Annotated in this window: 20 protein-coding genes; 13 read left to right on the forward strand and 7 right to left on the reverse strand. The window is 45.8% G+C overall.

Annotated elements, in window-relative coordinates:
* Genes ligA through KCV26_03265 form a run of 3 tightly spaced genes read right to left on the reverse strand, consistent with a single transcriptional unit; the run spans nt 1 to nt 4528 of the window.
* Nucleotides 1-2070 (reverse strand): NAD-dependent DNA ligase LigA, encoded by a 2070-nt coding sequence (ligA, locus tag KCV26_03255; GenBank protein WZX37422.1) that lies wholly within the window; start codon nt 2068-2070, stop codon nt 1-3.
* Nucleotides 2071-2099: 29 nt separating this feature from the next.
* Complete coding sequence (locus KCV26_03260) at nt 2100-3167, reverse strand: hypothetical protein (GenBank protein ID WZX37423.1); 1068 nt, start codon at nt 3165-3167, stop codon at nt 2100-2102.
* 38 nt (nt 3168-3205) lie between these two features.
* Nucleotides 3206-4528, reverse strand: coding sequence for an MATE family efflux transporter (locus KCV26_03265; protein WZX38307.1), 1323 nt, complete (start codon nt 4526-4528; stop codon nt 3206-3208).
* 213 nt (nt 4529-4741) lie between these two features.
* Between KCV26_03265 and KCV26_03270 the strand changes: the two genes are divergently transcribed.
* Nucleotides 4742-5560, forward strand: coding sequence for a glycogen/starch synthase (locus KCV26_03270; GenBank protein WZX37424.1), 819 nt, complete (start codon nt 4742-4744; stop codon nt 5558-5560).
* 141 nt (nt 5561-5701) lie between these two features.
* Entirely contained in the window at nt 5702-7084 is a 1383-nt protein-coding gene (locus KCV26_03275; GenBank protein WZX37425.1) for a DUF4270 domain-containing protein, read from the forward strand.
* 129 nt (nt 7085-7213) lie between these two features.
* Here the strand turns inward: KCV26_03275 and ruvB are convergent, their stop codons facing one another.
* Both ruvB and queG read right to left on the reverse strand, forming a co-directional pair.
* Nucleotides 7214-8239, reverse strand: a complete 1026-nt coding sequence (gene ruvB, locus KCV26_03280) for a Holliday junction branch migration DNA helicase RuvB (protein ID WZX37426.1) — start codon at nt 8237-8239, stop codon at nt 7214-7216.
* A 35-nt stretch (nt 8240-8274) separates the two neighbouring features.
* Nucleotides 8275-9210 (reverse strand): tRNA epoxyqueuosine(34) reductase QueG, encoded by a 936-nt coding sequence (gene queG / locus KCV26_03285; GenBank protein WZX37427.1) that lies wholly within the window; start codon nt 9208-9210, stop codon nt 8275-8277.
* A 137-nt stretch (nt 9211-9347) separates the two neighbouring features.
* Here queG and KCV26_03290 point away from each other — a divergent pair, with 137 nt between their 5' ends.
* Nucleotides 9348-10799, forward strand: a complete 1452-nt coding sequence (locus KCV26_03290) for a lipopolysaccharide biosynthesis protein (protein WZX37428.1) — start codon at nt 9348-9350, stop codon at nt 10797-10799.
* Complete coding sequence (locus KCV26_03295) at nt 10796-11503, forward strand: hypothetical protein (GenBank protein ID WZX37429.1); 708 nt, start codon at nt 10796-10798, stop codon at nt 11501-11503. The genes KCV26_03290 and KCV26_03295 overlap by 4 nt, the downstream gene beginning before the upstream one ends.
* Before the next feature lies 1 nt (nt 11504).
* Here KCV26_03295 and rnr read toward each other — a convergent pair whose 3' ends face one another.
* Nucleotides 11505-13649 (reverse strand): ribonuclease R, encoded by a 2145-nt coding sequence (rnr, locus tag KCV26_03300; GenBank protein ID WZX37430.1) that lies wholly within the window; start codon nt 13647-13649, stop codon nt 11505-11507.
* 238 nt (nt 13650-13887) lie between these two features.
* Between rnr and KCV26_03305 the strand changes: the two genes are divergently transcribed.
* The 6 genes from KCV26_03305 to KCV26_03330 all read left to right on the forward strand — a co-directional run bounded on the left by KCV26_03305 (nt 13888) and on the right by KCV26_03330 (nt 21622).
* Nucleotides 13888-14901: an NAD(P)-dependent oxidoreductase gene (locus KCV26_03305; protein WZX37431.1), complete on the forward strand. Its 1014-nt coding sequence runs from the start codon at nt 13888-13890 to the stop codon at nt 14899-14901.
* Between the two features lie 114 nt (nt 14902-15015).
* Nucleotides 15016-15738 (forward strand): 4-hydroxy-tetrahydrodipicolinate reductase, encoded by a 723-nt coding sequence (gene dapB, locus KCV26_03310; GenBank protein WZX37432.1) that lies wholly within the window; start codon nt 15016-15018, stop codon nt 15736-15738.
* Nucleotides 15739-15801: 63 nt separating this feature from the next.
* Entirely contained in the window at nt 15802-17316 is a 1515-nt protein-coding gene (locus tag KCV26_03315) for a S26 family signal peptidase (protein WZX37433.1), read from the forward strand.
* An 8-nt stretch (nt 17317-17324) separates the two neighbouring features.
* Nucleotides 17325-17921 carry a WbqC family protein gene (locus KCV26_03320; protein ID WZX37434.1) on the forward strand — a complete coding sequence of 199 codons (597 nt, stop codon included), beginning with the start codon at nt 17325-17327 and terminating at the stop codon, nt 17919-17921.
* A 50-nt stretch (nt 17922-17971) separates the two neighbouring features.
* Nucleotides 17972-19504, forward strand: a complete 1533-nt coding sequence (locus KCV26_03325) for a glutamate--tRNA ligase (GenBank protein WZX38308.1) — start codon at nt 17972-17974, stop codon at nt 19502-19504.
* A 36-nt stretch (nt 19505-19540) separates the two neighbouring features.
* The gene (locus KCV26_03330) at nt 19541-21622 is read left to right on the forward strand and encodes an HDIG domain-containing protein (protein WZX37435.1); all 2082 of its coding nucleotides are present in this window, start codon (nt 19541-19543) and stop codon (nt 21620-21622) included.
* Nucleotides 21623-21651: 29 nt separating this feature from the next.
* Here KCV26_03330 and guaA read toward each other — a convergent pair whose 3' ends face one another.
* Nucleotides 21652-23172: a glutamine-hydrolyzing GMP synthase gene (guaA, locus tag KCV26_03335; GenBank protein ID WZX37436.1), complete on the reverse strand. Its 1521-nt coding sequence runs from the start codon at nt 23170-23172 to the stop codon at nt 21652-21654.
* 227 nt (nt 23173-23399) lie between these two features.
* Between guaA and KCV26_03340 the strand changes: the two genes are divergently transcribed.
* The 3 genes from KCV26_03340 (at nt 23400) to floA (ending at nt 26391) form a co-directional block, all read left to right on the forward strand.
* Entirely contained in the window at nt 23400-24818 is a 1419-nt protein-coding gene (locus tag KCV26_03340) for a PD40 domain-containing protein (GenBank protein ID WZX37437.1), read from the forward strand.
* An 11-nt stretch (nt 24819-24829) separates the two neighbouring features.
* Nucleotides 24830-25321, forward strand: coding sequence for an NfeD family protein (locus KCV26_03345; protein WZX37438.1), 492 nt, complete (start codon nt 24830-24832; stop codon nt 25319-25321).
* 77 nt (nt 25322-25398) lie between these two features.
* A complete protein-coding gene (gene floA, locus KCV26_03350; GenBank protein ID WZX37439.1) occupies nt 25399-26391 on the forward strand; it encodes a flotillin-like protein FloA in 993 nt (330 codons plus the stop codon).
* The last annotated feature ends 34 nt before the right edge of the window (nt 26392-26425 follow it).

Genomic DNA, 26425 nt, shown 5'->3' on the forward strand with positions numbered 1-26425 from the left:
TTATAAAAATGAACAATCCAACATTTTCAAAAATGTTTTTTCATCGATAACCTTGATCCCCAGCTTTTCGGCTTTTTCTAATTTTGCTGGCCCCATATTTTCTCCGGCAAGGATGTAATCAGTATTTTTAGATACCGACCCGCTGTTCTTTCCTCCGTGTTGTAAAATCATTGCCTTATATTCGTCGCGCGAATGTAACTCAAATGTTCCGCTTATCACCACGGTAAGTCCCGCCAGCTTATCCGTCCTTGCCGCCAGGGCTTCTTCACTCAGTTGAAATTGCAAGCCATGCGCACGAAGTCTGTTCACAAAATCCGCGCATCCGGGATTTTCGAAAAAGTCTTTTACACTCCGGGCAATGCGGTCGCCGATTTCCTCCACCGACGTTAGTTTTTCCACCGTTGCAGCTGCAAGCAAATCGATATCGTGAAAGGCCAATGCCAGCTTCTGAGCAACGGTCTCTCCCACAAAACGAATTCCGAGAGCAAACAATACCCTTTCGTAAGGGACTGTCTTCGATTTTTCAATGCTTGCCAGCAGGTTATTAGCACTGGTTTCCGCCCAACGCTCCAGGCTCACCAGGTCCTCGAATTGCAACGCGTATAAATCGGCAGCATCCCTGATCAGGCCTTTATCATAAAGCAGCCCTATGGTTTCCGGGCCCATAGTGATGTTCATTGCCCTACGGGTAACAAAATGCTCGATACGTCCTTTTATCTGTGGCGGACAATTTTCGCTATTGGGGCAGTAGTGCACGGCCTCATCCTCGTTCCGTATCAACGGAGTGTCGCAATCGGGGCAACGGGTAACAAACTGTACCTTATCCCCGATAAGGAAGCGGGCCTCTTTGTCAACCCCCGTGATCTTGGGTATGATTTCACCGCCTTTTTCCACATAAACCCTGTCGCCGATGTGCAGATCAAGTGCAAGAATGGCATCTTCGTTGTATAAGGAAGCCCGTTTTACGGTTGTTCCCGAAAGCAAAACAGGTTCAAGGTTGGCTACGGGTGTTACTGCACCGGTGCGTCCCACCTGGTAAGTAACGGACTCCAGACGGGTAAGGGCCTTCTCGGCATTGAATTTGTAAGCAATGGCCCACCGGGGGAACTTGGAGGTTGAGCCGAGATTGCGTTGCTGCGAAAGGGAATCTACTTTCAGCACCACGCCATCGGTAGCAACAGAAAGGCTTTTACGCGCCACGTCCCAGTATTTCAAAAACTCGAAAACCTCTTCCAACGAACAACACTTTTTCATTGTAGCGGATACATTCAGCCCCCATTTGCGGGCAAGTTCCATATTTTCGAAATGACTGTCTGACGGCAATCCTTCTCCCATCAGGTAATACACAGACGACTCCAGTTTCCTGGCTGCAACCACCTTTGAGTCCTGCATCTTAAGTGTTCCCGATGCCGCATTGCGGGGATTAGCGAAAAGTGGTTCTTCCTGTGACTCGCGCTCCCTGTTCAGTTCCTCAAAAACACTCCAAGGCATCAGAATTTCGCCCCGCACTTCAACATACCCGGGGATATTGTCACCTTTGAGCACCAACGGGATGTTTCGCACGGTACGGACATTAGCCGTAACGTCATCGCCTTGCTTGCCGTCGCCCCGGGTAATAGCCTGTGATAACCTGCCATTTTCGTAAACGAGTGAAATCGATGTCCCGTCGAATTTCAACTCACATACAATTTCAAAATCCTCGTTCAGTGAGCGCTTTACACGATTGAAAAAATCGGCAATCTCCTCTTCGGTGTAAGTGTTTTGCAGCGACAACATCGGATATCGATGCTGCACCTGAACAAAGTTCTTGTTAATATCGCTTCCCACCCGCATCGTGGGCGAATTGGGGTCGTAAAACTCAGGATACTCCTTTTCCAATTCCGCCAGTTGCTGCATCAATGCATCAAAATCAATATCGGAAATGGTAGGTTGCGACAGTACGTAGTAATTGTAATTATGCTCGTGTAACTGTTTGCGGAGGGTTTCCAACTTATCTTTAGCCGCCGAATTTCCGCCAACCGATGGAGATTCTGCAGGTTGTATGTTGTTATTTGAAAACAAATCCTTCATTAAAATATCTTTTATCTTGATTCTTGATTCTAATGAAATATTCTCATCCAAGGATAACGGGTTGTTTTCCTATTCTTTGGTGTAAAATTACCGATCGATGCAGAAACGGTAAGCATCTGCTGAAACAACACGTTGCCTTCGGTGAAATGCAGGTTGCAGTTGAACCGTGCCTTTACAAAATCCGACTCTATCAGGCGGATGTACCATTCACTTTCGGCATACGACTTTGCCCGAAGGAATTGTGTTCCCCAATAGAGGTTCCCTCCAAAGGTACCGGCCAATCTCATGCGCGGCTCCCCCCGGTAAAACGTATTTTTTGTACCGATTCCCCACATTTCGGCATCGCCGCGGGCAACGAACCCGACAGGCTTGTACCGTTCGCTTTCGAACCGACGATCTCTTTCGTATCCCATCAATGTTCCCACAGCGATTAATCCTTTAAACCCGTCCTCTCCTTCGTAATCCAGCCCGGTTGTCGCCTGCAGCTGCAGATTCTCGCTCACACCTTCACCCGGCGTCGCAGGCTTTGTGTTGGAGTAGTGAAACATGTACGACTGAAAATCGGCAAAGAGAAGTCCATTGGATATTTTTCCTGATAATCCTACAAAAAAATGTTCGTGCCTGGTGCGTGTGGCATATCCTGTTCTGTCGAACCACATGTTGAGAAAATTCCGGTTGCTTCCGATTTGCCAAAACACTCCCTGCATTAACGGCACAAAATGATTCACTGAATCCTTAAAAAAGAAATTGTTGTAATTTCCCAACACTTCGCTCCGCGGAAAAGAACCGGCGCGAAACACCATAGCCGGCGATTTATATTGATAACACAAAGAAACTTCCACTTTATCGACAATTTTATCCATTCCGGGGATTTTCAGCAGGTTTACCCCGGAACGGATGGAATGTTTCTCTCCCCAACCGATGCTCCCCATGGGTTTAAGCCAGATTCCGTTCATGGTTTCGGAATCAGTGAACGATGATCTTCCGTACTCCGTGTTATCAAAAAAATAGTCCAATTCCACTTTCCACCGATATTCCTGAGCATAAACCGAAGAAGAAAAAATCAACACCAGAAAGAAGAGAAACCTGTGTTTCATATTGTTTGCTTTTCGACGGTAAAGATAAGGAAAATTCCCTATATCTTCTTATGCACCCACTTCTTGCTTTGCAAATAAAACAGAGAAAAAAACATCAGCTGCCCCCAGTAGACATGCTCGGTTGTCCAGGCCCAGCTGACCGATAATCGGAGGTAAACAACTATAATCCAGGTATAAAAAACATATCCTAACAAGGTGATGATCTCATAAAGCAGTGCCCTTTGCGTATTTCCTGTTCCCGAAACTGCACTGAACAACACCGTCCCTATTGCATAAAAAGGCAGGGAGGTCAACAGCACGTACAACGGCGCTACCGTATCGTCAATAAGAGAAGTATCGTTCGTATAAATATGAATCATCAGTCGCGGAACAACCGCAACGATAAGGATAATGGCAAGCATCGAAAACAAACTGATAAGGGTAACCCGCTTGATCAAATTCAGCACTTCATTCTGCCGCCCGGCACCGATAGTATTGCTTACCATGGTGTTCACTGCCGAACCCAGCGCATGGGACGGAATGGTGACGATGGTGTATAAGCTGCGCACAATATTGGTCACGGCTAAAGAACGCTCACCCAGGTAGTTTTCTATAAACACAAAAAACATCAGCCAGGTCACGATGGATAACAGATACTGGAGCATCATGTAAATGGAAATATCCAGCACCTTTTTTACAACCGCCCACTTGAATGTAATTCTCCGAAAGCCATACTTCTCCAGGTCGACTGTTTTCCGGGTGTAAACAATGAAAAATAATGTGGATGACGCTTCGGCAATAACCGATGCCAGCGCGGCACCGCCAATTCCCATTTCAGGCAGTCCGAAGTTTCCGAAAATCAGTCCGTAATCGAGCACCAAATTCACCAGAGCCATGACCAGTGAATTTATCGTAAGGACCTTGGTACGGGCAATACCGATGTAAAACGCCCGGAAAGTGCTGTTTGCAAAAGCGAAAACAAAGCCATAGACGCGCCAGTCGAGATAATCGGAAACAGCCTCACTCACATTTTCCGATTCAAACAGACGCATCAGCATATCGGAGAATCCAAGCTTGAACACCGCGATCAACAACAGCGCCGGAACAAGAAGGAATAAAATCCCCTGAATGACAATTTCACCGATTTGGTGGAATTTTTTTTCGCCGTTTCTCCTGCCGATCAGGATCTGGCTTCCCATACTGAATCCGAAACCTATCGTGTAAATGGCAATGTAAATAATCCCGGCCAGAGCAGATGCGCCCAACTCCACCTCTCCCACCCGGCCGAGAAAGGCAGTATCTATTACCTGAATGATATTCTGCGCCAGCAAACTGAGCAGGATAGGCAAACTTATTTTTACTACATGTCTATTGGAATACACCGGTTTCTTTCCGTCATTTATTTCAGCGTGCAAAGCAACGAATTTTTTGCGGAAAAAAAAAGTGAAACGTCAATTCATTTACCGAATATCTTCGGGTTGTCGTTTGCATAAATAACTGAAAATCAAAAATAAATAAAAAACAGCCGAAAACATTTTGCAGTTATGCGGATTTTTTTTATTATCTTTGTAAAGAATTTGAAGAAAATTAATTAAATGAGTCAAAAAAGAATTCTTTACATCACGCAGGAAATTTTTCCTTATTTACCGGAAACACAAATCTCGCACCTATCGAGATATCTACCACAAGCCATCCAGGATAAAGGTCACGAAATCCGTACGTTCATGCCTAAGTTCGGCAACATCAACGAACGCAGGAACCAATTGCACGAAGTGATCCGCCTCTCGGGAATGAACCTGATCATCGACGATTCGGACCATTCACTGATTATCAAGGTTGCCTCCATCCAGTCGGCACGCATGCAGGTTTATTTCATCGATAACGACGATTTCTTTCAAAACCGTGAGACGCTTACTGATCAGAAAGGAGAGGAATACGATGACAACGATGAACGAAGCATCTTTTTTGTCCGCGGCGTACTGGAAACCATCAAAAAACTGCGTTGGGTTCCCGACATCATTCATTGCCACGGCTGGTTTACCGCATTGGCGCCTATTTATATCAAGAAAGGATACAAAGACGATCCCTGCTTAAAGAACGCCAAAGTTATTTATTCCGTTTACGACGAGAACTTCGAAAAACCTTTTAACGAAGGATTTTCAGAAAAACTTCGTTTCGATACCATTGGCGACAAGGAAATCGAAGATGTGAAAAAACGGGGAAAAATGGATTTCGTAAACCTCACAAAACTGGCCATCGATTATTCGGACGGAGTTGTTCAAGGCAGTGAAAACATTCACAAAGAGCTGGACAAGTATATCATCGATAAAAAAATACCCTACTTGGGATATACTCCCGATTTTGAGAATAACGTGGAAAAAATCGGCGAATTTTGCGATAAGATCGACGCCTAATTTGTCTTAAAAAAAAATCCGTCAAGCGGGTGTTTTTTGTTCTGATAGACAATTATCATTAAAAAACACAAGAAAGCCCGTTAAGGGCTTTTTTTTCAGATATTTTTTTCAGATATTTGCGCTCATAATTTTTTGAAACGAATGAAACTTCAAACCTTATACAAACTATTATTCATTGCCATTGTTACCGTTCTCGCTTCCTGCGTTGACACCCTGGATAAAATAGGATTTACCATTCAACCGGAAAACGACAGGGTTTCAGTGGGTACGGACACGTTGTATGTTTCATCCCGGACCATACAAGTGGATTCTGTTTTTTCCAGAACCAAATACCCCATTCTGGGAGAATATATTGATCCGGTTTTCGGTTCTATCCGGTCTGAATACGTAGGTGAATTTTATTATCCCGAAAATCAGTCGTTTAAAGATGGCGCTATCATTGATTCCGTACGGCTGACAGTTTCCTACTCCTCCATAATCGGTGATTCCCTGGCACCCATGAGACTGGCCGTATACAAGGTCATTGAGGAACTGCCTAAAAATAAGGATTACACCAACTTCGATCCCAGGACGAAATCGGACATGAGCAACCCGCTCGGTACAAAAACGTTTACCGGCAAAAACAACACCTACCGTACAGAAACATATTATACAGGTAACACCACCCAAACCGTCAAGATTTACGAGATTTATACGGAGTTGCCCAAATCTATAGGACAATCGTTTCTGGATGAATTTAAAAAACCGGATCACGGTGAACTGAAAAATACGGATACTTTCAGGAAATTTTTCCCGGGTTTATACATCACGACAAACTTTGGTAACAGCACGATCCTGAACGTAAACCTGACATCCTTGAACATCTTCTACAAGTACCTCGATCCAAAAGGATCCTCGGAAAAAACAGATACGATACGCACCTCCGAGTTCCGGTTGAACATTACTCCCGAAGTGACGCAAATCAATCACATACAAAACAACAATGACCAATTGCTGACACCGAACGACAAGGGCACTTTTATAAAGAGCCCGGCAGGAGTAAACACTGAAGTTATTTTCCCCATATCCGAGATATACTCAAAACTTACCAACCGATCGCTAAATCAGGCGCGACTCATGGTTTACGCCTTGCCCGAAGCGAACCAGGATGAGAAAGTAAAACTATCTCCTCCTGACCACTTGCTTCTGGTCAATAAGGATTCGCTGAAAGGGTTCTTTGAAAACAGAAGACTGCACGACAACGTAACCAGTTTTTACGCTTCTTTTGACAAAGAGACTTATTCCTACAATTTCGGGAATATTGCGGCAATGATTAACTACTACAAAAGACAGAAGAAGGAAGCGTTCGACCTCACCTATTACTTGGTTCCGGTAGACATTACTTTCACCACGACAGGCAGCTCCTATTATTCATCGGGGACAAGTACCCCTACAGCTATTTACAACCAGATGAAACCGTCGGCGGTAATGCTTGAGAATAAACCGGAAAAACTGAAACTGGACATTATCTACAGCTCTTTTTAGTTAAGACAAGAGAGTCAAGAAGATATAAGACTGCGGGCTGTAAATTTTCATTGGCAGCCCGTTGTTTTTTATAAAAGCGGTCAAATAAAAACCATTCTCCAACAGCTAGATCACCTACAGCCTTGATTCTCAAAACAACAAACCCTGCTCCAGGTCCCTTTTTCGTCCCAAATGCCGGTAAGCGAGTTCTGTAGCTTCACGTCCCCTCGGCGTACGCTTAAGGAATCCTTCTTTGATGAGAAACGGTTCGTAAACCTCTTCGATGGTCCCGGCATCATCCCCTACGGCCGTAGCAATGGTCGTAATCCCAACGGGACCTCCTTTGAATTTATCAATAATGGTGAGAAGTATTTTATTGTCAATCTCATCGAGCCCGTAGCGGTCTATATTCAGCGCTTCCAGAGCATAGGACGAAATGGCCTTGTCTATTTTACCCGATCCCTTCACCTGGGCGAAATCGCGGACACGGCGAAGAAGCGCGTTGGCAATCCTCGGAGTACCGCGGCTTCTCGAAGCGATCTCTTCAGCCGCATTTCGGGCACAAGCGATATTCAAGATGTTGGCTGAGCGGAGAATAATACCCGTAAGGGTATCCGCATCGTAATATTCCAAGTGCATATTAATGCCAAAGCGGGCCCGTAGCGGGCTGGTCAGCAACCCGCTTCTCGTGGTTGCACCGATCAGCGTGAACGGATTCAAATCGATCTGGATGGAACGGGCACTCGGTCCTTTATCAATCATTATGTCAATCCTATAGTCCTCCATCGCACTGTAAAGATATTCCTCCACCACAGGCGACAGGCGGTGAATCTCATCAATAAACAGCACATCATTCGTTTCCAGCGAGGTAAGAATCCCTGCCAGATCACCGGGCTTATCCAAAACCGGGCCCGACGTGACCTTGAACCCTACACCCAGCTCGTTGGCGATAATATTCGACAGGGTGGTTTTTCCCAATCCCGGAGGACCGTGCAGCAACACATGATCAAGCGATTCGCGGCGCATGCGCGCAGCACTGACAAAGACCCTGAGATTCTCAACAATTTTATCCTGCCCGTTAAATCCGTTAAATGTCAGCGGACGCAACGCGTTTTCGTATTCCCGGTCGTTTTCCTGAAAGCTTTTATTTACGTGTATGTCGAATGGCTCTTGCATAGTTGAATGTGCAAAAGTAGCTAAAAATAGTGATTTTAGGAAATTCCACCCTCCGTTTGTTGGGAACTTTTCCAGGCGTCGAGGTTTCTTTTTAATCCGGCAAATTTCGCTCTTTTTACCGCCGATCTCCGGAAAATCCGCCGGTAGGTATCTTCATCCATCTCCTGCAGCCTTTTGTAATCGAGCGAAAGGAATTCATCCGAGGGATTAAATTCCGGCGTACTGTGCGGCCGGGCATACCGGTTCCAGGGACAGACAACCTGACAGATATCACAACCGTATACATTGTTACTTAAACGCGGAACAATTTCGGGCGAAATTTCCCCTTTGTTTTCAATGGTTTGATACGATATGCACTTCCGGGCGTTCACCCAGTGCGGTTTTTCAATGGCTCCGGTAGGACAGGCGTCCAGGCAACGACGGCACTTCCCGCAATTTTGTGATATGGGTGAATCGTAATCCAGTTCAAGATCAACAATAAGCTCTCCCAGAAAAAAATAAGACCCTTTTCCGGGGATGATCAGCAAGGTGTTTTTGCCCACAAATCCCAATCCGGAACGTGCCGCCCAGAAACGTTCCAATACAGGAGCAGAGTCTGAGAAATAACGCCCCGACACCCCGGGAAAACGAAGCTTTATGAAATCGAAAAGCCGGCTGAGCTTCTCTTTGACTATATCGTGATAATCCTCACCGTAAGCGTAATACGCAAACTGGGGAGCATCTTCATGCTGAAAACGATGGGGGAAGTAATTCAACGCAACCGAGATAATTGATCTGGCTCCTTCAACCATCAGCCGGGGATCCATTCGCTTATCAATATTCCGCTCCAGGTAATCCATTCCGGCATGACATTCTTCTGAGAGCCAGCTCCTGTAATGGGCTTCCTGCTCACTCTCTTCGGCGCGGCAAATACCGCAGGCATCAAAACCCAGCGAGAGGGCATGCTGTTTTATTTCTTCGGAAAAAGTCATTTAAAGATAAGAACCATGAGCCAGGAACAGTTTCTAAAAATCAAAGATAAGAAAACTATAGTATTAATGAATAAGCACATCAACAAAAAGTCTTTTGTCTGAAAAAAACCTTACTTTTGCATAAACTTAATCCCGATATGGCAGATTCAGCCTTAAAGAAAAAAACTACCGTCTCTCTTTTTTGGAGCTTTCTCGATAAGTTTGGGCAGCAGATGCTCAACTTTGCCAGTATGCTGATACTGATGAATATCGTTGCCGCTGAAGATTACGGCTTGGTTGGCTCCTTGGCAGTCTTTGTGGCATTCTCTACCATCCTGATCGACAGCGGATTCGGGCGAGCACTTCTGAACCGGAAAGACCTGACGCAAACGGATTACACCACCGTTTTTTATTTCAACATTTCACTGAGCTTTGTCCTTTATTTGCTCTTCTTCTTTACCGCCCCTCTGCTGGGAAAGATGTTCCATGCCCCCGCAATCACAAGCGTTGTCCGGATCCTGTTCTTGTCGCTCATTTTTAACGCATTTGGCTTAATCCACCAAACCATTCTCACGAAAAAAGCTAATTTCAAGGGGCTCACCCAGGTAAATACACTCTCACTCCTTTTTTCCGATGTAGTGGCCGTTGTAATGGCCATTGCCGGGTACGGTGTATGGGCACTGGTAGCCCAGACACTTCTCTATGCTTTTTTCCGCTCCCTTTTTTTGTGGGTCTACTCCCCCTGGCGGCCTATCGCCCGTTTCAGCAGAAAGAGCTTGGGCACATTTTTTGCTTTCAGCAACAAATTGCTGTCCGCATCGGTTATTTCAACTACGGTAAACAACATTTACCCGAGTTTGATCGCAGCTTTCTACCCGATGAGTCAGGTGGCTTACTTCAATCAGGCAAAAAAGTACCAGGACATTCCGTTTCTTACACTGGCAAACACCTTTCGTACCGTAGCAATGCTTATTTTATCGGAGATAAACGAACAAACGGAACGGTTAAAGCGAGTGGTCAGTAAGATCATAAAATCCATAGCATTCCTATCATTCCCTATTGGACTTACCATGATTGTGATTGCAGAACCAACGTTTCACCTCCTTTTCAAAGAGAAATGGCTGGCAGCTGTTCCTTATTTTCAAATTCTTACGTTCGCAGGAATGCTTTCTCCTTTTATTTTTATCTTTCAGGAATTGTTTATAGCTAAGGAGAACTCCAAGTTCTTTCTGGGCATTGAAGTGGCAAAAGGGGTTTTGCTGATTTTACTGATCGTTCTTCTTTTTCCGCATGGAATCACCGCTTTAGCCGTTAGCTGGATAATCTACATGGTTATTTCACTGATAATTTCCGTAATGTTGACGGGAAAACTTATCCGATACACCCTTTTTCACCTGATTAAGGATATAGGGCCTTATTTACTCCTGGCAATTATCAGTTCTGCCGTGTCCTTCCTTCTTACAATGAAAATAGGGAACAACGTTGTTTTTATAATCCTCAACCTGGTTATCACGGGCACGTCATACATTCTTCTCTGTAAGCTATTTAAACTGGAGATGCTGAAAGAGATTGAGTATTGGTTCAAAAAAAGAAAAAAAGAAAAAAAATGAAAGAATTTTTGTTATATGTTCGCTTCGCGATTGATTATGCATTAAACAACAAGACATTATCGCACATAAAACAGTTCATCCGCTGGTATAAAGATAAAAAATCAGGTGACACTACCTTGAACCGCCGGTCACCCTGGATGACCTACGATGCCGTTGATTTTCTTTCGGCGACATGCCGGCCCGGCATGAGCGTTTTTGAATGGGGGTCGGGCGGGTCCACCCTGTTTTTTGCTTCACGCTGCAAACAGGTGCACACCGTTGAGCACGATCCGGACTGGAAAGATTTTTTGAATAAGAAAATCGAAGAACTGGATTTAAAAAACGTAAGTATCCAGGAAATCGCGGGAAAGCCTATTGCTGACTTCAACGAAAGGGACTACCGGAACCCCGACGATTTTGTATCGAAAGATAAAAAATCAGCAGGACTCTCCTTCGAAGACTACGTAAAAGCAATTGATACTTTTCCGGAAGAATATTTCGATTTGGTCGTTGTGGACGGAAGGGTTAGAAACTGTTGTGTGAAAAGAGCAATTCCTCATGTGAAAAAAGGAGGTTACCTGATTGTGGACAATACCGACAGGAGCTATTACCTTGCCCCTTTTCCCGAGCTTCAGGATCCTTCCAAATGGAAAAAGACCGAATTTCAAGGTCCGGTCTTTTTCCAGCACGCATTCAGCAAGACTTCGTTCTTCAAAAAGGCCTGAACTAGGCCAGTACAAAATCCAGTTGTTTCCTTTCCAGGTTGGCTTTTGCAACCTGTATGGAAACCGGTTGTCCGAGGCGGTATTCACGTTTAGTGCGGCGGCCGACCAGGCGGTAATTCTTCTCGTCCAGTTCGTAAAAATCATCGTCCAGTTCACGGATAGGGATCATACCCTCGCATTTGTTTTCGTTAATTTCCACGTAAATACCCCATTCCGTAATCCCGGAAACAACACCGTCGTACACTTTCCCGATTTTGTCGGCCATAAATTCCACCTGTTTGTACTTGATGGAGTCGCGCTCGGCATTGGCTGCCACCTGTTCCATATCGGAAGAGTGCTTGCATTCCATCTCCAGCTCTGTCTGATCAACGGATCGGCCACCGTCCAGGTAACGTTCAAGCAACCGGTGGACCATCATGTCGGGATAACGCCGGATGGGAGATGTGAAGTGTGTGTAATAGTCAAACGCAAGCCCGTAATGCCCCACGTTTTTGGTAGAATAAACCGCTTTGGACATGGTGCGGATGGCAATGGTCTCCACCAGGTTTTCTTCGGGACGGCCCTGGACCTTATCCAACAATGAGTTGATGCTCTTTGCCACCTCTACTTTGTTCCCTTCGGTTTTTATTTTATGGCCGAAACGAAGGATAAAGGCATTCAGGGTGTCCAGTTTTTCGGAATCAGGTATATCGTGAATGCGATAAACAAATGCCTTAGCATGTTTACCTTTCGGAACCTTTCCGATAAATTCGGCCACCGTCCTGTTGGCCAAAAGCATGAATTCTTCGATGAGGTGGTTTGCTTCCTTCGATTCTTTAAAATAAACTCCAAGCGGCTTGCCTTTCTCATCGAGGTTGAATTTCACTTCGTAGCGCTCAAAGTTGATGGCTCCGCTTGCAAAACGCTTTTCACGTAATTTCTGTGCCAGGCTGTTCATGACCAGGATCTCGGATGAAAAATCACCTTTCCCGGTTTCTATCACGGTTTGTGCCTCCTCATACGTGAGCCGGCTGTCGGAATTTATGACGGTGCGGACAATGCGTGATTTTTTAATCTCCGCATACTCATTAAGTTCAAAAATAACCGAAAAACAAAGTTTGTCTTCCTTCGGACGAAGGGAACACAACCCATTGCTCAACCTTTCGGGCAGCATAGGGATAGTCCTGTCGACCAGGTAGATGGATGTCGCCCTGTTTTCCGCTTCTTTATCGATAATGTCGCCCTGTCTCACGTAATGGGTTACATCGGCAATATGCACACCCACTTCCCACAGTGTGGGAGAAATTTTACGTAGCGACAAAGCGTCATCGAAATCTTTGGCGTCTTTCGGGTCGATGGTTATGGTAAACACATCGCGGAAATCTTCCCGCAGGGCAATCTCCTTCTCGTCGATTTTTTCAGGAATCAGTTCCGCCGCTTTTTCCACATCCCCGGGATACCTGTACGGTAATCCGTATTGTGCCAGGATAGCGTGCATCTCGGTAGTATTGTCTCCCGGCTTTCCCAATACATCAATCACCTTCCCGACCGGATTATTGGCTTTTTCGGGCCATTCCACAATTTCCACCAGTACTTTATCTCCGTTCCCGGCCCCGTTAAGCTCGTCCGTCGGAATAAATATATCGTTGGCTAGAAACTTGCTGTCCATTACCAGGAAAGCAAAATATTTCTGCACTTCCAGTACTCCTACAAACCGGGTTTGTGCACGCTCCAGAATCTCAACGACCGCCCCTTCGGTGTCGGCCCGTTTCCTTTTTGCCAGCAGTTGGACGCGTACCCGATCTCCGTTCATCGCATGTTTGCTGTTCCGTTCGGGAATATAGATAATGTTGGCATCGTCATCGGGCACAAAGAAGTTTTTACCGTTGCTTCTTCTTTCAAAGCGTCCCTCGAGGATCAATCCGCGGTTATTTAACCTGTATCTCCCACGAGAAGTCTCCAGCAACACATCGTAATCGCGAAGCCGGTCAAGCGCTTTTACCAATACACGGCGGCCTTCTTCTCCCCGGATATTTAATGCAGCAGCTATCTGCTTATAATTAAACTGCTTGTCTTTATTTTCGGTCAGAAAATCGACAACGAGCTGTTCCAGCTCTTTCTTTTTCGGTTTTGATACAGTCTCTGCAACTGATGTTCTTTTACTCATATAATCTGTTTCGTTTACAATATTAAACAACGAAATCCTGTTTTAGTTAGAAATTGTCTTGAATTTTTAGGTTTAGTTTCATAAAAACTCAAAACTGCTTCTTAGTACAAAGTAACAAAAAATATTCGTTTTTCAGATATTTAACTTCAACGGACAGGACTTTTATCGGACATCTTTAGGGAATATTGTTTTTAAAATGCGTGGTTATGATTAAATTTGTGATTGAATTTTGGAAGGAATGGAACAAAAAAAAATCCTTATCACCGGAGCTAGCGGTTTTATTGGCAGCGCAGCCATTGACAAAGCATTGGAGTTGGGTTACGAAACCTGGGCAGGAATCCGTGCAAGCAGTAACAAAGTTTACTTGCAGGATGAACGGATAAAATTTATTGATTTAAACTACGGTGATAAGAAAAAACTAAAAGAGCAGCTTCAGAATTTCACCGATAAAAACGGACGGTTCGATTACATCGTACACAGCGCCGGAATTACCAAGGCTCTTCACAAAGCGGAATTCGACAGGGTAAATTACGAACAAGTACGGAACTTTGTAGACGCACTTGTCGAAACCGATGCCGTCCCCGATTTATTCGTTTTTATGAGCACACTGGGAGCCGTAGGTGCGGGCGACGAAATAAAATACACCCCTTTGTCGTGCGACTGTACTCCTAATCCAAATACGGCTTACGGCAAAAGTAAGCTGAAAGCCGAAAATTATCTGAAAAAGCTACCCGGTTTCCCGTATGTTATTCTTCGCCCTACGGGAGTATATGGGCCGCGCGACAAAGATTACCTGATCTTGATGCGTGCCGTAAAAAACGGAATAAATGTTGGTGCCGGATTCCGGAAACAGATCCTCACATTTATCTATGTCGGTGACCTGGTAAGGGTCATTTTCAACTGTATTGAAAAGAACACTCACCGGAAGGAATATTTCGTGGCCGATGGGGATGTTTATACCGATTCGGAGTTCAATACCATTGTACAACAAGCGCTGCAGAAAAAGCGCGTTTTCAGGGTTAACGTTCCTCTGTGGTTGGTGAAGCCGGCAGCATTCATCAGCGAAAGAATTTCCGGCCTGCTGGGTAAAGCGACTGCCTTCAATACCGACAAATACAAGATCATGAAGCAACGGAACTGGTCGTGCGACACCACTCCGCTACAACGCGACCTCGACTTCCGGCCCGGCTACCGGTTAAAAGAGGGGGTTGAGGCCACCGTAAAGTGGTATCGGGAAAGAGGATGGTTGTAAGCTCGCGGCTTGGTAACCGAAACGATACCGTACGTACAATTTAAGAACAAATAACGCAAAACAGATTCACAATCAGTTCTATTTTTGTATTTTTGCGTTTTAACAATTAAACAGATGAAAATAGCATTAATCGGTTACGGCAAGATGGGGCACGAAATTGAAAAAATCGCCCTGCAACGCGGGCACGAAATCGTTTGCACCATCGACCTCAACGAAACCGGTAAATTTGATTCTCCCGAGTTCAGGAGCGCCGAGGCCGCCATTGAGTTCACCTCTCCCGAAAGTGCTCTGCAGAATTACCGTAGAGCTTTTGCAGCAAACGTTCCCGTGGTATCCGGAACTACCGGATGGCTGGAACACCTGAACGAAATAAAAGCGGCTTGTAAAAACGAGGGGCAAACCTTCTTTTATGCTTCCAACTTCAGCTTGGGTGTAAACATCTTTTATGCACTCAGCAATTACCTGGCAAAGATAATGAGCCAATTTCCCGATTACGACGTGCGGATGGAAGAAACACACCACATCCATAAGCTGGATGCACCCAGCGGAACAGCCATCACGTTGGCAGAAGGTATTTTGGAAAACCTGGGACGGAAAGAAACATGGTCACTCAACAAAGCCGGCAATGAGAATGAACTGGAAATTAAGGTTTTTCGTGAAGGGGAAGTTCCCGGCATTCATACCGTCATATACGAATCGGAAGCCGACAGCATACGAATCACCCACGATGCCAAGAGCCGGAAGGGTTTTGCCCTCGGTGCCGTTTTAGCTGCCGAATTCACGAAAGGGAAAAAAGGTTTTCTGGGTATGAAAGACATGCTTAACCTTCATCCCTGATTGCTTCAAAAGAAGCATAAACAGCATCAACCGATTGAAACAATTGCAAAAAATACAAAAAAGATGAATCAAACCGCCGACAACAACAATGCCTCTTTCCACAAGTCTCCTTCGGGAAATTTGAAGGCGCGCATTTCCTCTGCCCAACAGCATCAATGGATGTGGTTTGGCGTATGGGCACTTTCCACAGTCCTCTTCGCCGTTTGGGCCGGGAGCCCGTGGATCCTGCTCTTCATCCTGCTTTTTTTCGACGTATACATCACGAAGTTTGTACCGTGGTCATGGTGGAAGAAAACCGAAAATAAGGCCGTCCGCAAAACCATGGAATGGGTGGATGCCATCTTGTTTGCGTTGATAGCTGTATATTTTATCAACACTTTTTTCTTCCAGAACTACCAGATCCCCACTTCATCACTGGAAAAATCTTTGCTGGTCGGCGATTTTCTGGCGGTCAGCAAGGTCAGCTACGGGCCCCGCGCACCCATCACTCCCCTGTCGTTTCCGCTGGCACAGCACACCATGCCGGTAATCGGCGGAAAGTCATACATCGATAAGCCGCAGTGGAAATACCGCAGGCTGAAGGGACTCGGAGAAGTAAAGCGCAACGATATTGTCGTTTTTAATTTCCCCGCCGGGGATACGGTTGCTTTAAACCAGCAGGGTGTTGATTTTTATACCCTCTCCAGGTACAACACCAACGGAAGCGCCGGAATACGTTCCGACCAAAGGACCTACGGCGAAGTGGTTTTTCGCCCGGTGGACCGGCGCGAGAATTACGTAAAGCGCTGTATCGGACTTCCCGGGGAAACCATCGAATTGCGCGACGACAGTGTTTACATCGATGGGGAACTCATCCCGAGCCCTAAATTATCGCAGTTGACCTACATGATCCATACGGACGGAACAGTTATATCGGAACAAATTTTCCAGGAACTGGGCATCAACAAGGACGACTACATGATGCCGAACAGCTACGGGCAGGTCTCCCTGAAGATGCAGGATTTAACGGGTATAGACAGCCTGACCATGGCCCATTCCGGATTGAAACAACACAACGGAAACAACGGAAAGATCTATTACAATATCCCGTTAACCGGAGCGATGGCCGCTAAGCTGAAGGAAAAACCTTTCGTATGGGAGGTGGTAAAAGACGTGGAGCAGCCTGGTTCGAGCTATTATTATCCCTTAGACTATCCGACCCATTGGACCCGCGCCGACTTCGGGCCGCTCTGGATTCCGGAGAAAGGTGCCACCCTCACGTTCGACACTGATGTGGCCTTTAAAGCGGCAGCCTACGAACGTTGTATAAAGAATTACGAAGGGAACGATTTTGCCTTTCGCGACGGAAAAGTATACATAAACGGGGAGCCAGCAGACTCGTATACCTTTAAGATGGATTACTACTTCATGATGGGGGATAACCGCCACAACTCGGCCGACTCACGCGTGTGGGGATTTGTTCCCGAAGACCATATCGTGGGACAACCGATGCTGATATGGCTTTCTCTGGAAAAAGACAACGGCTGGCTTAACGGAAAAATCCGGTGGAACAGGTTATTTCGAAGTGCAAAAAAATAACCGGGAGAGTGTTGCTTTCTTCCTTCTACCTGGCGCCCGTCGAATACTATTCGGTATTTTTTCGCGCCTCCAGCACCGTTATAGAGGTTTACGAAAACTACCAGAAACAATCTTACCGAAACCGGTGTAACATTGTTGGGGCCAACGGATCGATGGCATTGAGCATTCCTGTCGAAAAACCTTCTGCAGTAAAATGCCGGATGAAGGATGTCCGCATTGCAGATCACGGAAACTGGCGGCACCTGCATTGGAACGCCATTGTATCGGCATACAGCTCCACACCTTTTTTTGAGTATTATGCAGACGAACTACAGCCGTTCTACGAAAAGAGGATTCCTTTTCTCGTCGATTTTAACCTTCAGCTTCACGAACTCATCTGCGGATGGCTGCGGATAGAGCAACCAACTAATCTATCTCCGGAATACGTTGCCGAAATACCTGAAGGGGTAGCGGACCATAGAGAAACAATTCATCCCAAAAGGCCCTCCGGCTTCATGACCAGGCCTTACTACCAGGTTTTTCGCGATAAACTAGGGTTCATCCAGAATGCAAGTATCATCGATTTGGTGTTCAATATGGGCAACGAAGCGAGGTTGTGGTTGTGAATCATACCCGGGTCTTATTTTTTTCTTACCTTTGTAGCCTCAACATCAAAATTATGAGCAGAAAAACAAGAGTCCGCTTCGCCCCCAGTCCTACCGGGCCGCTTCATATCGGCGGAGTTCGCACGGCATTATACAACTACCTGTTTTCCAAACAACAAAACGGAGACTTTATCCTTCGGATTGAAGACACCGACTCCACTCGGTTTGTTCCCGGAGCAGAAGCATACATTCAGGAAGCTTTCGACTGGTTGGGACTGCCCTACGACGAAAGTCCCGCAAAAGGAGGGAAATTCGGGCCCTACCGACAGTCGGAACGAAAAGACATTTACAAAAAATACGTCCACAAACTGTTGGACGAAGGCAAGGCGTACATTGCCTTTGATACCCCCCAGGAGCTAGAAGCCAAACGCAACGAAATTCCGAACTTTCAATACGATGCCGCCACACGGCTTCAGATGCGGAATTCACTGACGTTACCCACCGAAGAGGTGAAAAAGCTGATCGACAACGGTACGCAATACGTGGTACGCATAAAGATTGAGCCCCGTATCGATATCACCGTAAACGATTTAATTCGTGGAGAAGTGGTAATCAACTCCTCTGTGCTCGATGACAAGGTCATTTACAAATCGGCCGACGAACTGCCGACGTACCACCTTGCCAACGTGGTGGACGACCACCTGATGGAGATCACGCACGTGATCCGTGGTGAAGAATGGTTGCCGTCGGCTCCCCTTCACGTGTGGCTATATAGAAGTTTTGGATGGGAAGATACCATGCCCGAGTTCGCCCACCTGCCGCTCCTGCTCAAACCCGAAGGCAACGGAAAGCTGAGCAAGCGCGACGGGGACCGCCTCGGATTTCCCGTCTTTCCGCTGGAATGGAAAGACCGCCAATCAGGAGAAACATCGTCAGGATACCGCGAAAGCGGATACTTGCCTCAGGCAGTCGTCAACTTTCTGGCTTTGCTAGGATGGAATCCGGGGACAGAGCAGGAGATATTCTCACTTGATGAGCTGGTTACTGCCTTTTCGTTCGAGCGGTGCAGCAAGAGCGGTGCGAAATTTGATTTCGAAAAAGCCAAATGGTTCAACCACAAATATATTCAGGAAACATCCAACGAACTCCTTGCAGAGATGCTTCAACCTGTTTTGGCAGAAAAGAACATACCTCACGACAAGAACTATGCCGCCAACGTTATCGGATTGGTGAAAGAACGGGTGAATTTCGTGAAGGAATTGTGGGACCAAGCCTCGTTTTTCTTCATTGCACCGGCTTCATACGACGAAAAAACGGTAAGAAAACGCTGGAAAAAAGAAAGCCCCGTACAACTTACCGAGCTTACCAACGTATTGCAAGGTATCGACGATTTCTCTTCCGAAAATCAGGAGAACATCGTTAAGCAATGGATTGAAGAGAAAAGCTATCCCCTCGGAAACATTATGAATGCTTTCCGTCTGGCTGTAGTAGGCGAGAGCAAAGGCCCTCACATGTTCGACATTACTTCACTCCTGGGCAAACAGGAAACCATAGGCCGGTTAACAACAGCTATAAAAAATATTCCTGTTCCGGAGAATACATAAACCCAATATTCGTACAACCAAATACTATTCGAAGTTATGAACCTGAAGTCAAAAAGAAAATTCAGACTAAGAACCCGTTTTTTTGTCCCTGCTGTTTTCATCCTGGCAATTGCTCTGGTTACACTGCTGTTTCCCCGCCAGGGAGACTTCAAGTATTCTTTCAGCGAAGGAAGACCTTGGCAGTACGGGCTTCTGACTGCTCCGTTCGATTTCCCTATTTACAAACCTGCCGATCAACTGAAAGCGGAACGAGACAGTATCCTGCGTTTTTACGAACCCTACTATACCATCGACGAAAGTGTTGAAAAGAACGCAATGGCTGAATTCGACGCCGATGTTAACCTGAACACGAAGCTCAGCAGCCTGTCTCCTGATTATGTCCTTTATCTGAGGAACAGTTTGCAGAAAATATACCGGTCGGGAATCATGCGTTCGGAAGATTACGACAAGGTTTTCAGTTCCGAGACTCAATCCATGCGATTAAGAAAAGGGAACCTGGCCGAGTCAAAAAGTGTGGAAACATTCAGCACCATTAAATCGGCATACGAACAACTCCTCGATAATACACCCAAAAGCATGGACGCCGAATTGATACGTTTGGCAGACGTAAACAAATATATTCGTGAAAATATCGTGTACGACGCTTCCACGTCTGAAAAGGCCAGGGAGGAATTTATCCAGCAGGTTTCCCCCTCCACAGGGATGGTGCAAACGGGACAGCGCATTATTGACCAGGGGGAAATAGTCAATTCCCAAACATACCAGGTATTGAACTCACTAAAACGGGTCACTGAAGAGCGAAGCGGGAGGACCGGCAAAAACGGATGGATGATTTTCGGACAACTCTTGCTGGTCGTCCTTCTGTTTGGGGCATTTTATGCATACCTGCTTTTCTTTCGGCCGCATGAATACCGAAACAGGAAGCACGTCACGTTCATGGTGTTGCTGGTGACCTCCTTTGTAGCCCTGACAGCAATTACCAGTCAGCTTGACCTTTTCAACGTGTACATTATCCCGTATGCCATAGTCACTATTCTGATACGAACATTTATTGACTCCCGTACCGCATTATTTGCCAGTTTGATTACCATTATCCTCAGCTCATTAATGGTTCCCTTTCCGTTTGAATTTATTGTAATACAGATTGCCGTTGCGATGGTGTCGGTATTTATGCTGAAAGAGCTTTCGGAACGTTACCAGTTAATACGTAGCTCCTTCTTTATCCTGATCGCCTACAGCTTGATGTATATCGGCTTAGTTATGCATCAGGAAGGAAACATCAACAAGATTGACCCGATCATATTTATCTATTTTTTCATCAATTTCATTTTTATATTGTTCTCCTATTCGCTAGTGTACCTCATCGAGAAGTCTTTCGGCTTCATATCGGGGGTAAGCCTGATTGAATTGTCGAATATCAACAAGCCGTTATTGAAGGAGCTATCCGAAAAAGCACCGGGAACTTTCCAGCATTCGTTGCAAGTCTCAAATCTGGGCATGGCCGCTGCAGTAAAAATCGGAGCCAATGCTTCATTAATAAGGACTGGAGCACTGTATCACGATATCGGAAAAATGATGAATCCTGCTTTTTTTACTGAAAATCAATCGCCGGGAATGAACCCCCATGCAGGACTTCCTTTTGAAGAAAGTGCGCGCATCATCATCAATCACGTGAGGGACGGAGTGAAAATAGCGCAAAAAAACAACCTGCCGAAGCAGATAACCGATTTTATTGAAACGCACCACGGCACCAGTATGCCAAAATATTTCTACATTTCCTGGAAAAATGCCAACCCCGGGAAAGAGATAAACGAGGACCTGTTCCGCTATCCCGGTCCTAATCCTTTCTCAAAAGAGACGGCCATCATGATGATGGCCGATGCGGTGGAGGCTGCTTCAAGAAGCTTACCGGAATATAACGAAGAGAGCATACAGAACCTGGTGGACTCGCTGATCGATTCGCAGGTAGCAGAAGGGTACTTCAAGCTGGCTCCCATCACTTTTCGTGATATTGCAGCCATAAAGGAGGTTTTTCTTCAAAAGCTCCAAACCATCTACCACACGCGGATTGCCTATCCAACGTTGGACAAGCCCCAGACTCAACCAGAATCAGTATAAATATAAAAAAAGAATATTCTTCATTGGGTTTATTCCCATTCAATGGTTGCAGGTGGTTTCGACGAGATGTCATACACCACGCGGTTCACCCCTTTAACTTTGTTGATAATCTCGCTCGATACTTTTGCCAGAAACTCGTAAGGCAGATGTGCCCAATCAGCAGTCATGGCATCGGTGGAAGTTACGGCACGCAAAGCAACAGTGTTTTCGTAAGTGCGTTCGTCACCCATTACGCCCACCGATTGTACCGGTAAAAGGATTGCGCCTGCCTGCCAAACCTTGTCGTATAACCCTGCTGCACGGAGGTTCGAAATAAAAATGTCATCGGCATCCTGTGCGATGCGCACTTTTTCCGGCGTGATGTCGCCCAGGATCCGGATACCCAGTCCCGGACCAGGAAAGGGATGACGATAAATAAGATGCGGTTTCATTCCGAGCTCCAACCCAATTTTCCGCACTTCGTCCTTAAAAAGCAATTTCAACGGTTCGCACAGTTTCAGGTTCATTTTCTCGGGGAGTCCGCCTACGTTGTGGTGGCTTTTGATAACGGTTCCCGTAATGGAAAGCGACTCGATGATATCGGGATAAATGGTTCCCTGCGCCAGCCACTTTATGGCGGTAAGCTTATGCGCTTCTTCGTCGAAGACATCAATAAACCCTTTGCCAATGATTTTACGTTTGCGCTCGGGGTCGGTTACTCCGGCAAGTTCCTTGTAAAAGCGTTCACGGGCATCTACACCGATGACGTTCAGTCCTAGGTGTTCGTAATTTTCGAGAACGGTTTCAAACTCATTTTTACGCAACAATCCGTGATTTACGAAAATACAGGTCAGGTTCTTTCCAATGGCTTTGTTCAGTAAAACGGCTACCACGGAAGAATCCACACCTCCGGAAAGGGCTAAAATCACCTTATCGCCCCCCAGTGTTTCTTTCAGATCAGCTACTGTCGCTTCAATGAACGATGCAGGCGTCCAGTCTTTCCGGCATCCGCAGATCGCCAGAAAATTATCCAGTATCTTGTTACCCTGTTCCGTATGGAAGACTTCCGGGTGAAACTGCACTCCCCATGTAGGCTCATCCTTCACTTTGTAGGCAGCGATTTCCACCTCTTCGGTGGAAGCAATAACCGAGAAATTATCGGGAATCCGCACAATGGTATCTCCGTGCGACATCCATACTTGCGATTGTTGCGGGACATTCCCCAATAGCAGGTCACCTGTTTCTTTCACGCTCAGGTGTGCCCTCCCGTATTCGCGCGAATCGCTCTTGTCAACCGTACCGTCCGATGATTGTGCTATCCACTGGGCACCGTAACAAATTCCCAGTACCGGATAATTACGCCGTATTTCATGGAGATCGATTTTAAAAGCATTTTCGTCGTTGACCGAAAACGGGCTTCCGGAGAGAATTACTCCTTTTACCGATTTGTCTCCGAAAGGGAATTTATTGAAGGGCACTATTTCGCAATAAGTGTTCAGCTCGCGCACACGACGGCCAATAAGCTGAGTTGTCTGAGAACCGAAATCGAGAATGACTATTTTTTCGTGCATATATTTTTAAAAAAGAAGTTAGAAATTAGAAGCCAGAATTTAGCATGAACACACAAGCAGCTACAGCGTGATGTTTGTATTTTTTGCAATGCAAAGATACGAAAAGTATGGAAAAAAACAGCAAGACGTATGGGATAAGCATCGGACAGATAAATTAACAAAAGAAGATCATTTTACAAATTATTTTCCTATCTTTGAATCTTTGAAGATCATATTTCAGACTGATAATGAAAGTACACCACCGATTATTTGCATTCATTCTTTTAATCGTTCCCGTTTTATCGATGGGTCAATCGGTTGATGATGCGAAAAAATGGTACCTGGAAGGGGACTTTACGCAAGCAAAACCTGTTTTTGAAGCTGAATATCGGGCTAATCCCAACAATGCCCAGCTTAATCTATGGCTTGGTGTAATATCGCTTGCTGAAAGCGATTATCAAAAAGCCCTGCAATACCTTGAGTTTGCTTCGCTAAAGAATATTCAGGAGTCGTACCTACAACTGGGACAGCTTTACACTAAAATGTACCGGTTTGCCGACGCTGAAAAGGAGTTCACCCGGTACGAAAAAGCCAACCGGAGAAATAAGCAAGCGCTTGCATTACTCAACCCGCACAAAGAATATGCCGATAAGCTGAAACGACTGATAAACCGCACCGAGGATGTTCAGATCATTGACAGCATAGTTGTCCCTAAATCCGATTTTCTCTTGGTTTATAAACTAAGTGCATCTGCCGGATCGCTGCAGCCTGTAAGTGGTTTTTTCCGGGATCAACCCAACAACAATCAGGTGCTTTTCCTCAACGAACGTCAGGATAAGATCTATTATCCGCAAGACGATTCGATTTCAGGAAGCAACCTCTATACCATGGAAAAACTACTGGACAGCTTCGGCAATGAGAAACGGTTATCGGAATCGATCAATCAAGAGGGGAATCAAGCTTACCCGTTTGTTATGCCCGATGGCCTTACCATTTATTTCTCCTCCACCGGGCACGGCTCTTTGGGTGGCTATGATCTGTTTGTTACCCGATACAACCTGGCCACAAACTCGTACCTAACCCCTAATCAGCTGAACATGCCGTTTAACTCCCCCTTCAACGACTACATGATGGCTATCGATGAAGAAAAAGGTATCGGCTGGTTCGCCAGCGACCGGTTTCAACCGAAAGACTCCGTTTGTGTTTATACGTTTGTTCCCTCTCCTGAAGTTGTGCTGCTGGAGAATGAAGATGCGTCTTACCTGGCAAACCGGGCAAGGATATCCTCCATAAAGGAATCCTGGAAACCAGATATTGACTATTCAGCCTTGCTGCAACGTTCACACAAAACAACTGCTCCACAAAAGACTACGCAAAAAAAAGATTTTACGTTTGTTATTAACGACGAAAAAACCTACTATACGTTGACAGATTTTAAAAATGCAACGGCCAGGTCGCTCTTTTCTCAAGCCATCAACTTGAAGACCAGACTGAATCAACAGGAAAAGGACCTATCGGAAAAACGCCGGCAAATTGCAGGAAGTTCCAACTCATCTGCACTATCGGCGTCCATATTAAATCTTGAAAAGGAAACCGAAAATCTATTCAGAGAGATTGAATCGCTGGAATTACGGGCGCGCAATGAAGAGATCAGAAACAGTTTTTAATTCTTTACATCATGACTTTCAATGTAATCATTGTTGCCGTTTTAATCGTTCTGGGAATTTTACTACTTCTCATTGAGTTTTTTCTGTTACCGGGTATCAGTATTGCCGGAGTAGGCGGCGCTATTTTTATGGTAGGCGGCGTGATCTACTCCTACATCTACCTAGGTTCTACAGCCGGCAACATTACACTGGCCCTTTCGTTAATTTTGCTTGCACTGGCATTTGTGTGGCTGCTAAAATCCAAATCACTGCAAAAGATAGCGCTTACTGCCGACATTCGTGAAACGGTGGACAACAGCGACCTGAAAAGCCTTCAGCCTGGTGATACCGGAATAACGGTTTCCCGGTTGAATCCTATCGGAAAGGTGATGATAAACGAAGTAACTGTTGAAGGGAAATCCTTCGATGGGGAACTTATTGATGAAGATACAGAAATAGAAGTTGTACGGGTAGAATCGTATAATGTGACGGTTAAAAAGAGAGAACAAGAAGCAAAGATATAAGACAGAAGGCTCTCAGATACTCAAACAAGAACGTCGAACTTTAAATATTGAACTTTAAACACCAAATAAATTAAATTATGGAATTATCTTTTCCTCTGATTATTGGGATTGCATTAATTGTAATTTTCGTACTGATTTTTTTCCACTATGTGCCTTTCTTTTTGTGGATTAACGCTCTCTCGGCAAACGTCCGAATATCGCTTGTCCAGTTGTTCTTGATGCGTTTACGCCGGGTTCCGCCTCACACCATCGTCTACGCGATGATTGAAGCGCACAAGGCCGGATTGAAAAACGTTACCCGGGACAACCTGGAAGCGCATTACCTGGCCGGAGGGCACGTGGAACAAGTTGTCCATGCGCTTGTTTCGGCATCAAAAGCCAACATCGAACTGCCTTTTCAGATGGCCACAGCCATTGACCTCGCAGGCCGTGACGTACTGGAAGCCGTAAGGATGTCGGTAAACCCCAAGGTTATTGACACACCGCCGGTTTCGGCAGTAGCCATCGATGGTATTCAACTAATTGCCAAAGCGCGCGTTACGGTCCGGGCCAACATCAAGCAATTGGTGGGTGGTGCCGGTGAAGAGACCATCCTTGCCCGCGTTGGTGAAGGAATTGTATCCTCTATCGGTTCGGCAGCTTCGCACAAATCGGTGCTCGAAAACCCCGACTCCATTTCGAAACTTGTGTTAAGAAAAGGATTGGATGCCGGGACTGCATTCGAAATTCTCTCTATTGATATTGCTGATATCGATATAGGTAAAAATATCGGTGCCGTCCTGCAAATGGATCAGGCACAAGCCGACAAGAACATCGCCCAGGCCCGCGCCGAAGAGCGCCGCGCCATGGCTATCGCCCTTGAACAGGAGATGAAAGCCAAGGCCCAGGAAGCCCGTGCGAAGGTAATTGAAGCCGAAGCTGAAGTACCCAAGGCAATGGCCGAAGCGTTCCGCAGTGGCAATATGGGCATTATGGATTTCTACCGGATGAAGAACATCCAGTCGGATACCGATATGCGCGATGCGATTGCCAAGCCTCAAGGCGGAGCGAAAGAAGAAAGTTCGAAATAAATAGAGAACGAAAGTAAAGAAGTCTTAAACCATT

The sequence above is a fragment of the Petrimonas sulfuriphila genome (assembly GCA_038561985.1).
GTDB classification, from domain to species: Bacteria; Bacteroidota; Bacteroidia; order Bacteroidales; family Dysgonomonadaceae; genus Petrimonas; species Petrimonas sulfuriphila.

Coding starts and splice junctions, on each gene's coding strand:
- ligA (WZX37422.1), bottom strand. CDS start 2,070: ATGAAGGATTTGTTTTCAAATAACAACATACAACCTGCAGAATCTCCA.
- KCV26_03295 (WZX37429.1), top strand. CDS start 10,796: ATGAAAGAATTTTTGTTATATGTTCGCTTCGCGATTGATTATGCATTA.
- dapB (WZX37432.1), top strand. CDS start 15,016: ATGAAAATAGCATTAATCGGTTACGGCAAGATGGGGCACGAAATTGAA.
- KCV26_03270 (WZX37424.1), top strand. CDS start 4,742: ATGAGTCAAAAAAGAATTCTTTACATCACGCAGGAAATTTTTCCTTAT.
- guaA (WZX37436.1), bottom strand. CDS start 23,172: ATGCACGAAAAAATAGTCATTCTCGATTTCGGTTCTCAGACAACTCAG.
- floA (WZX37439.1), top strand. CDS start 25,399: ATGGAATTATCTTTTCCTCTGATTATTGGGATTGCATTAATTGTAATT.
- KCV26_03345 (WZX37438.1), top strand. CDS start 24,830: ATGACTTTCAATGTAATCATTGTTGCCGTTTTAATCGTTCTGGGAATT.
- queG (WZX37427.1), bottom strand. CDS start 9,210: ATGACTTTTTCCGAAGAAATAAAACAGCATGCCCTCTCGCTGGGTTTT.
- KCV26_03290 (WZX37428.1), top strand. CDS start 9,348: ATGGCAGATTCAGCCTTAAAGAAAAAAACTACCGTCTCTCTTTTTTGG.
- KCV26_03305 (WZX37431.1), top strand. CDS start 13,888: ATGGAACAAAAAAAAATCCTTATCACCGGAGCTAGCGGTTTTATTGGC.
- KCV26_03330 (WZX37435.1), top strand. CDS start 19,541: ATGAACCTGAAGTCAAAAAGAAAATTCAGACTAAGAACCCGTTTTTTT.
- ruvB (WZX37426.1), bottom strand. CDS start 8,239: ATGCAAGAGCCATTCGACATACACGTAAATAAAAGCTTTCAGGAAAAC.
- KCV26_03340 (WZX37437.1), top strand. CDS start 23,400: ATGAAAGTACACCACCGATTATTTGCATTCATTCTTTTAATCGTTCCC.
- rnr (WZX37430.1), bottom strand. CDS start 13,649: ATGAGTAAAAGAACATCAGTTGCAGAGACTGTATCAAAACCGAAAAAG.
- KCV26_03260 (WZX37423.1), bottom strand. CDS start 3,167: ATGAAACACAGGTTTCTCTTCTTTCTGGTGTTGATTTTTTCTTCTTCG.
- KCV26_03315 (WZX37433.1), top strand. CDS start 15,802: ATGAATCAAACCGCCGACAACAACAATGCCTCTTTCCACAAGTCTCCT.
- KCV26_03275 (WZX37425.1), top strand. CDS start 5,702: ATGAAACTTCAAACCTTATACAAACTATTATTCATTGCCATTGTTACC.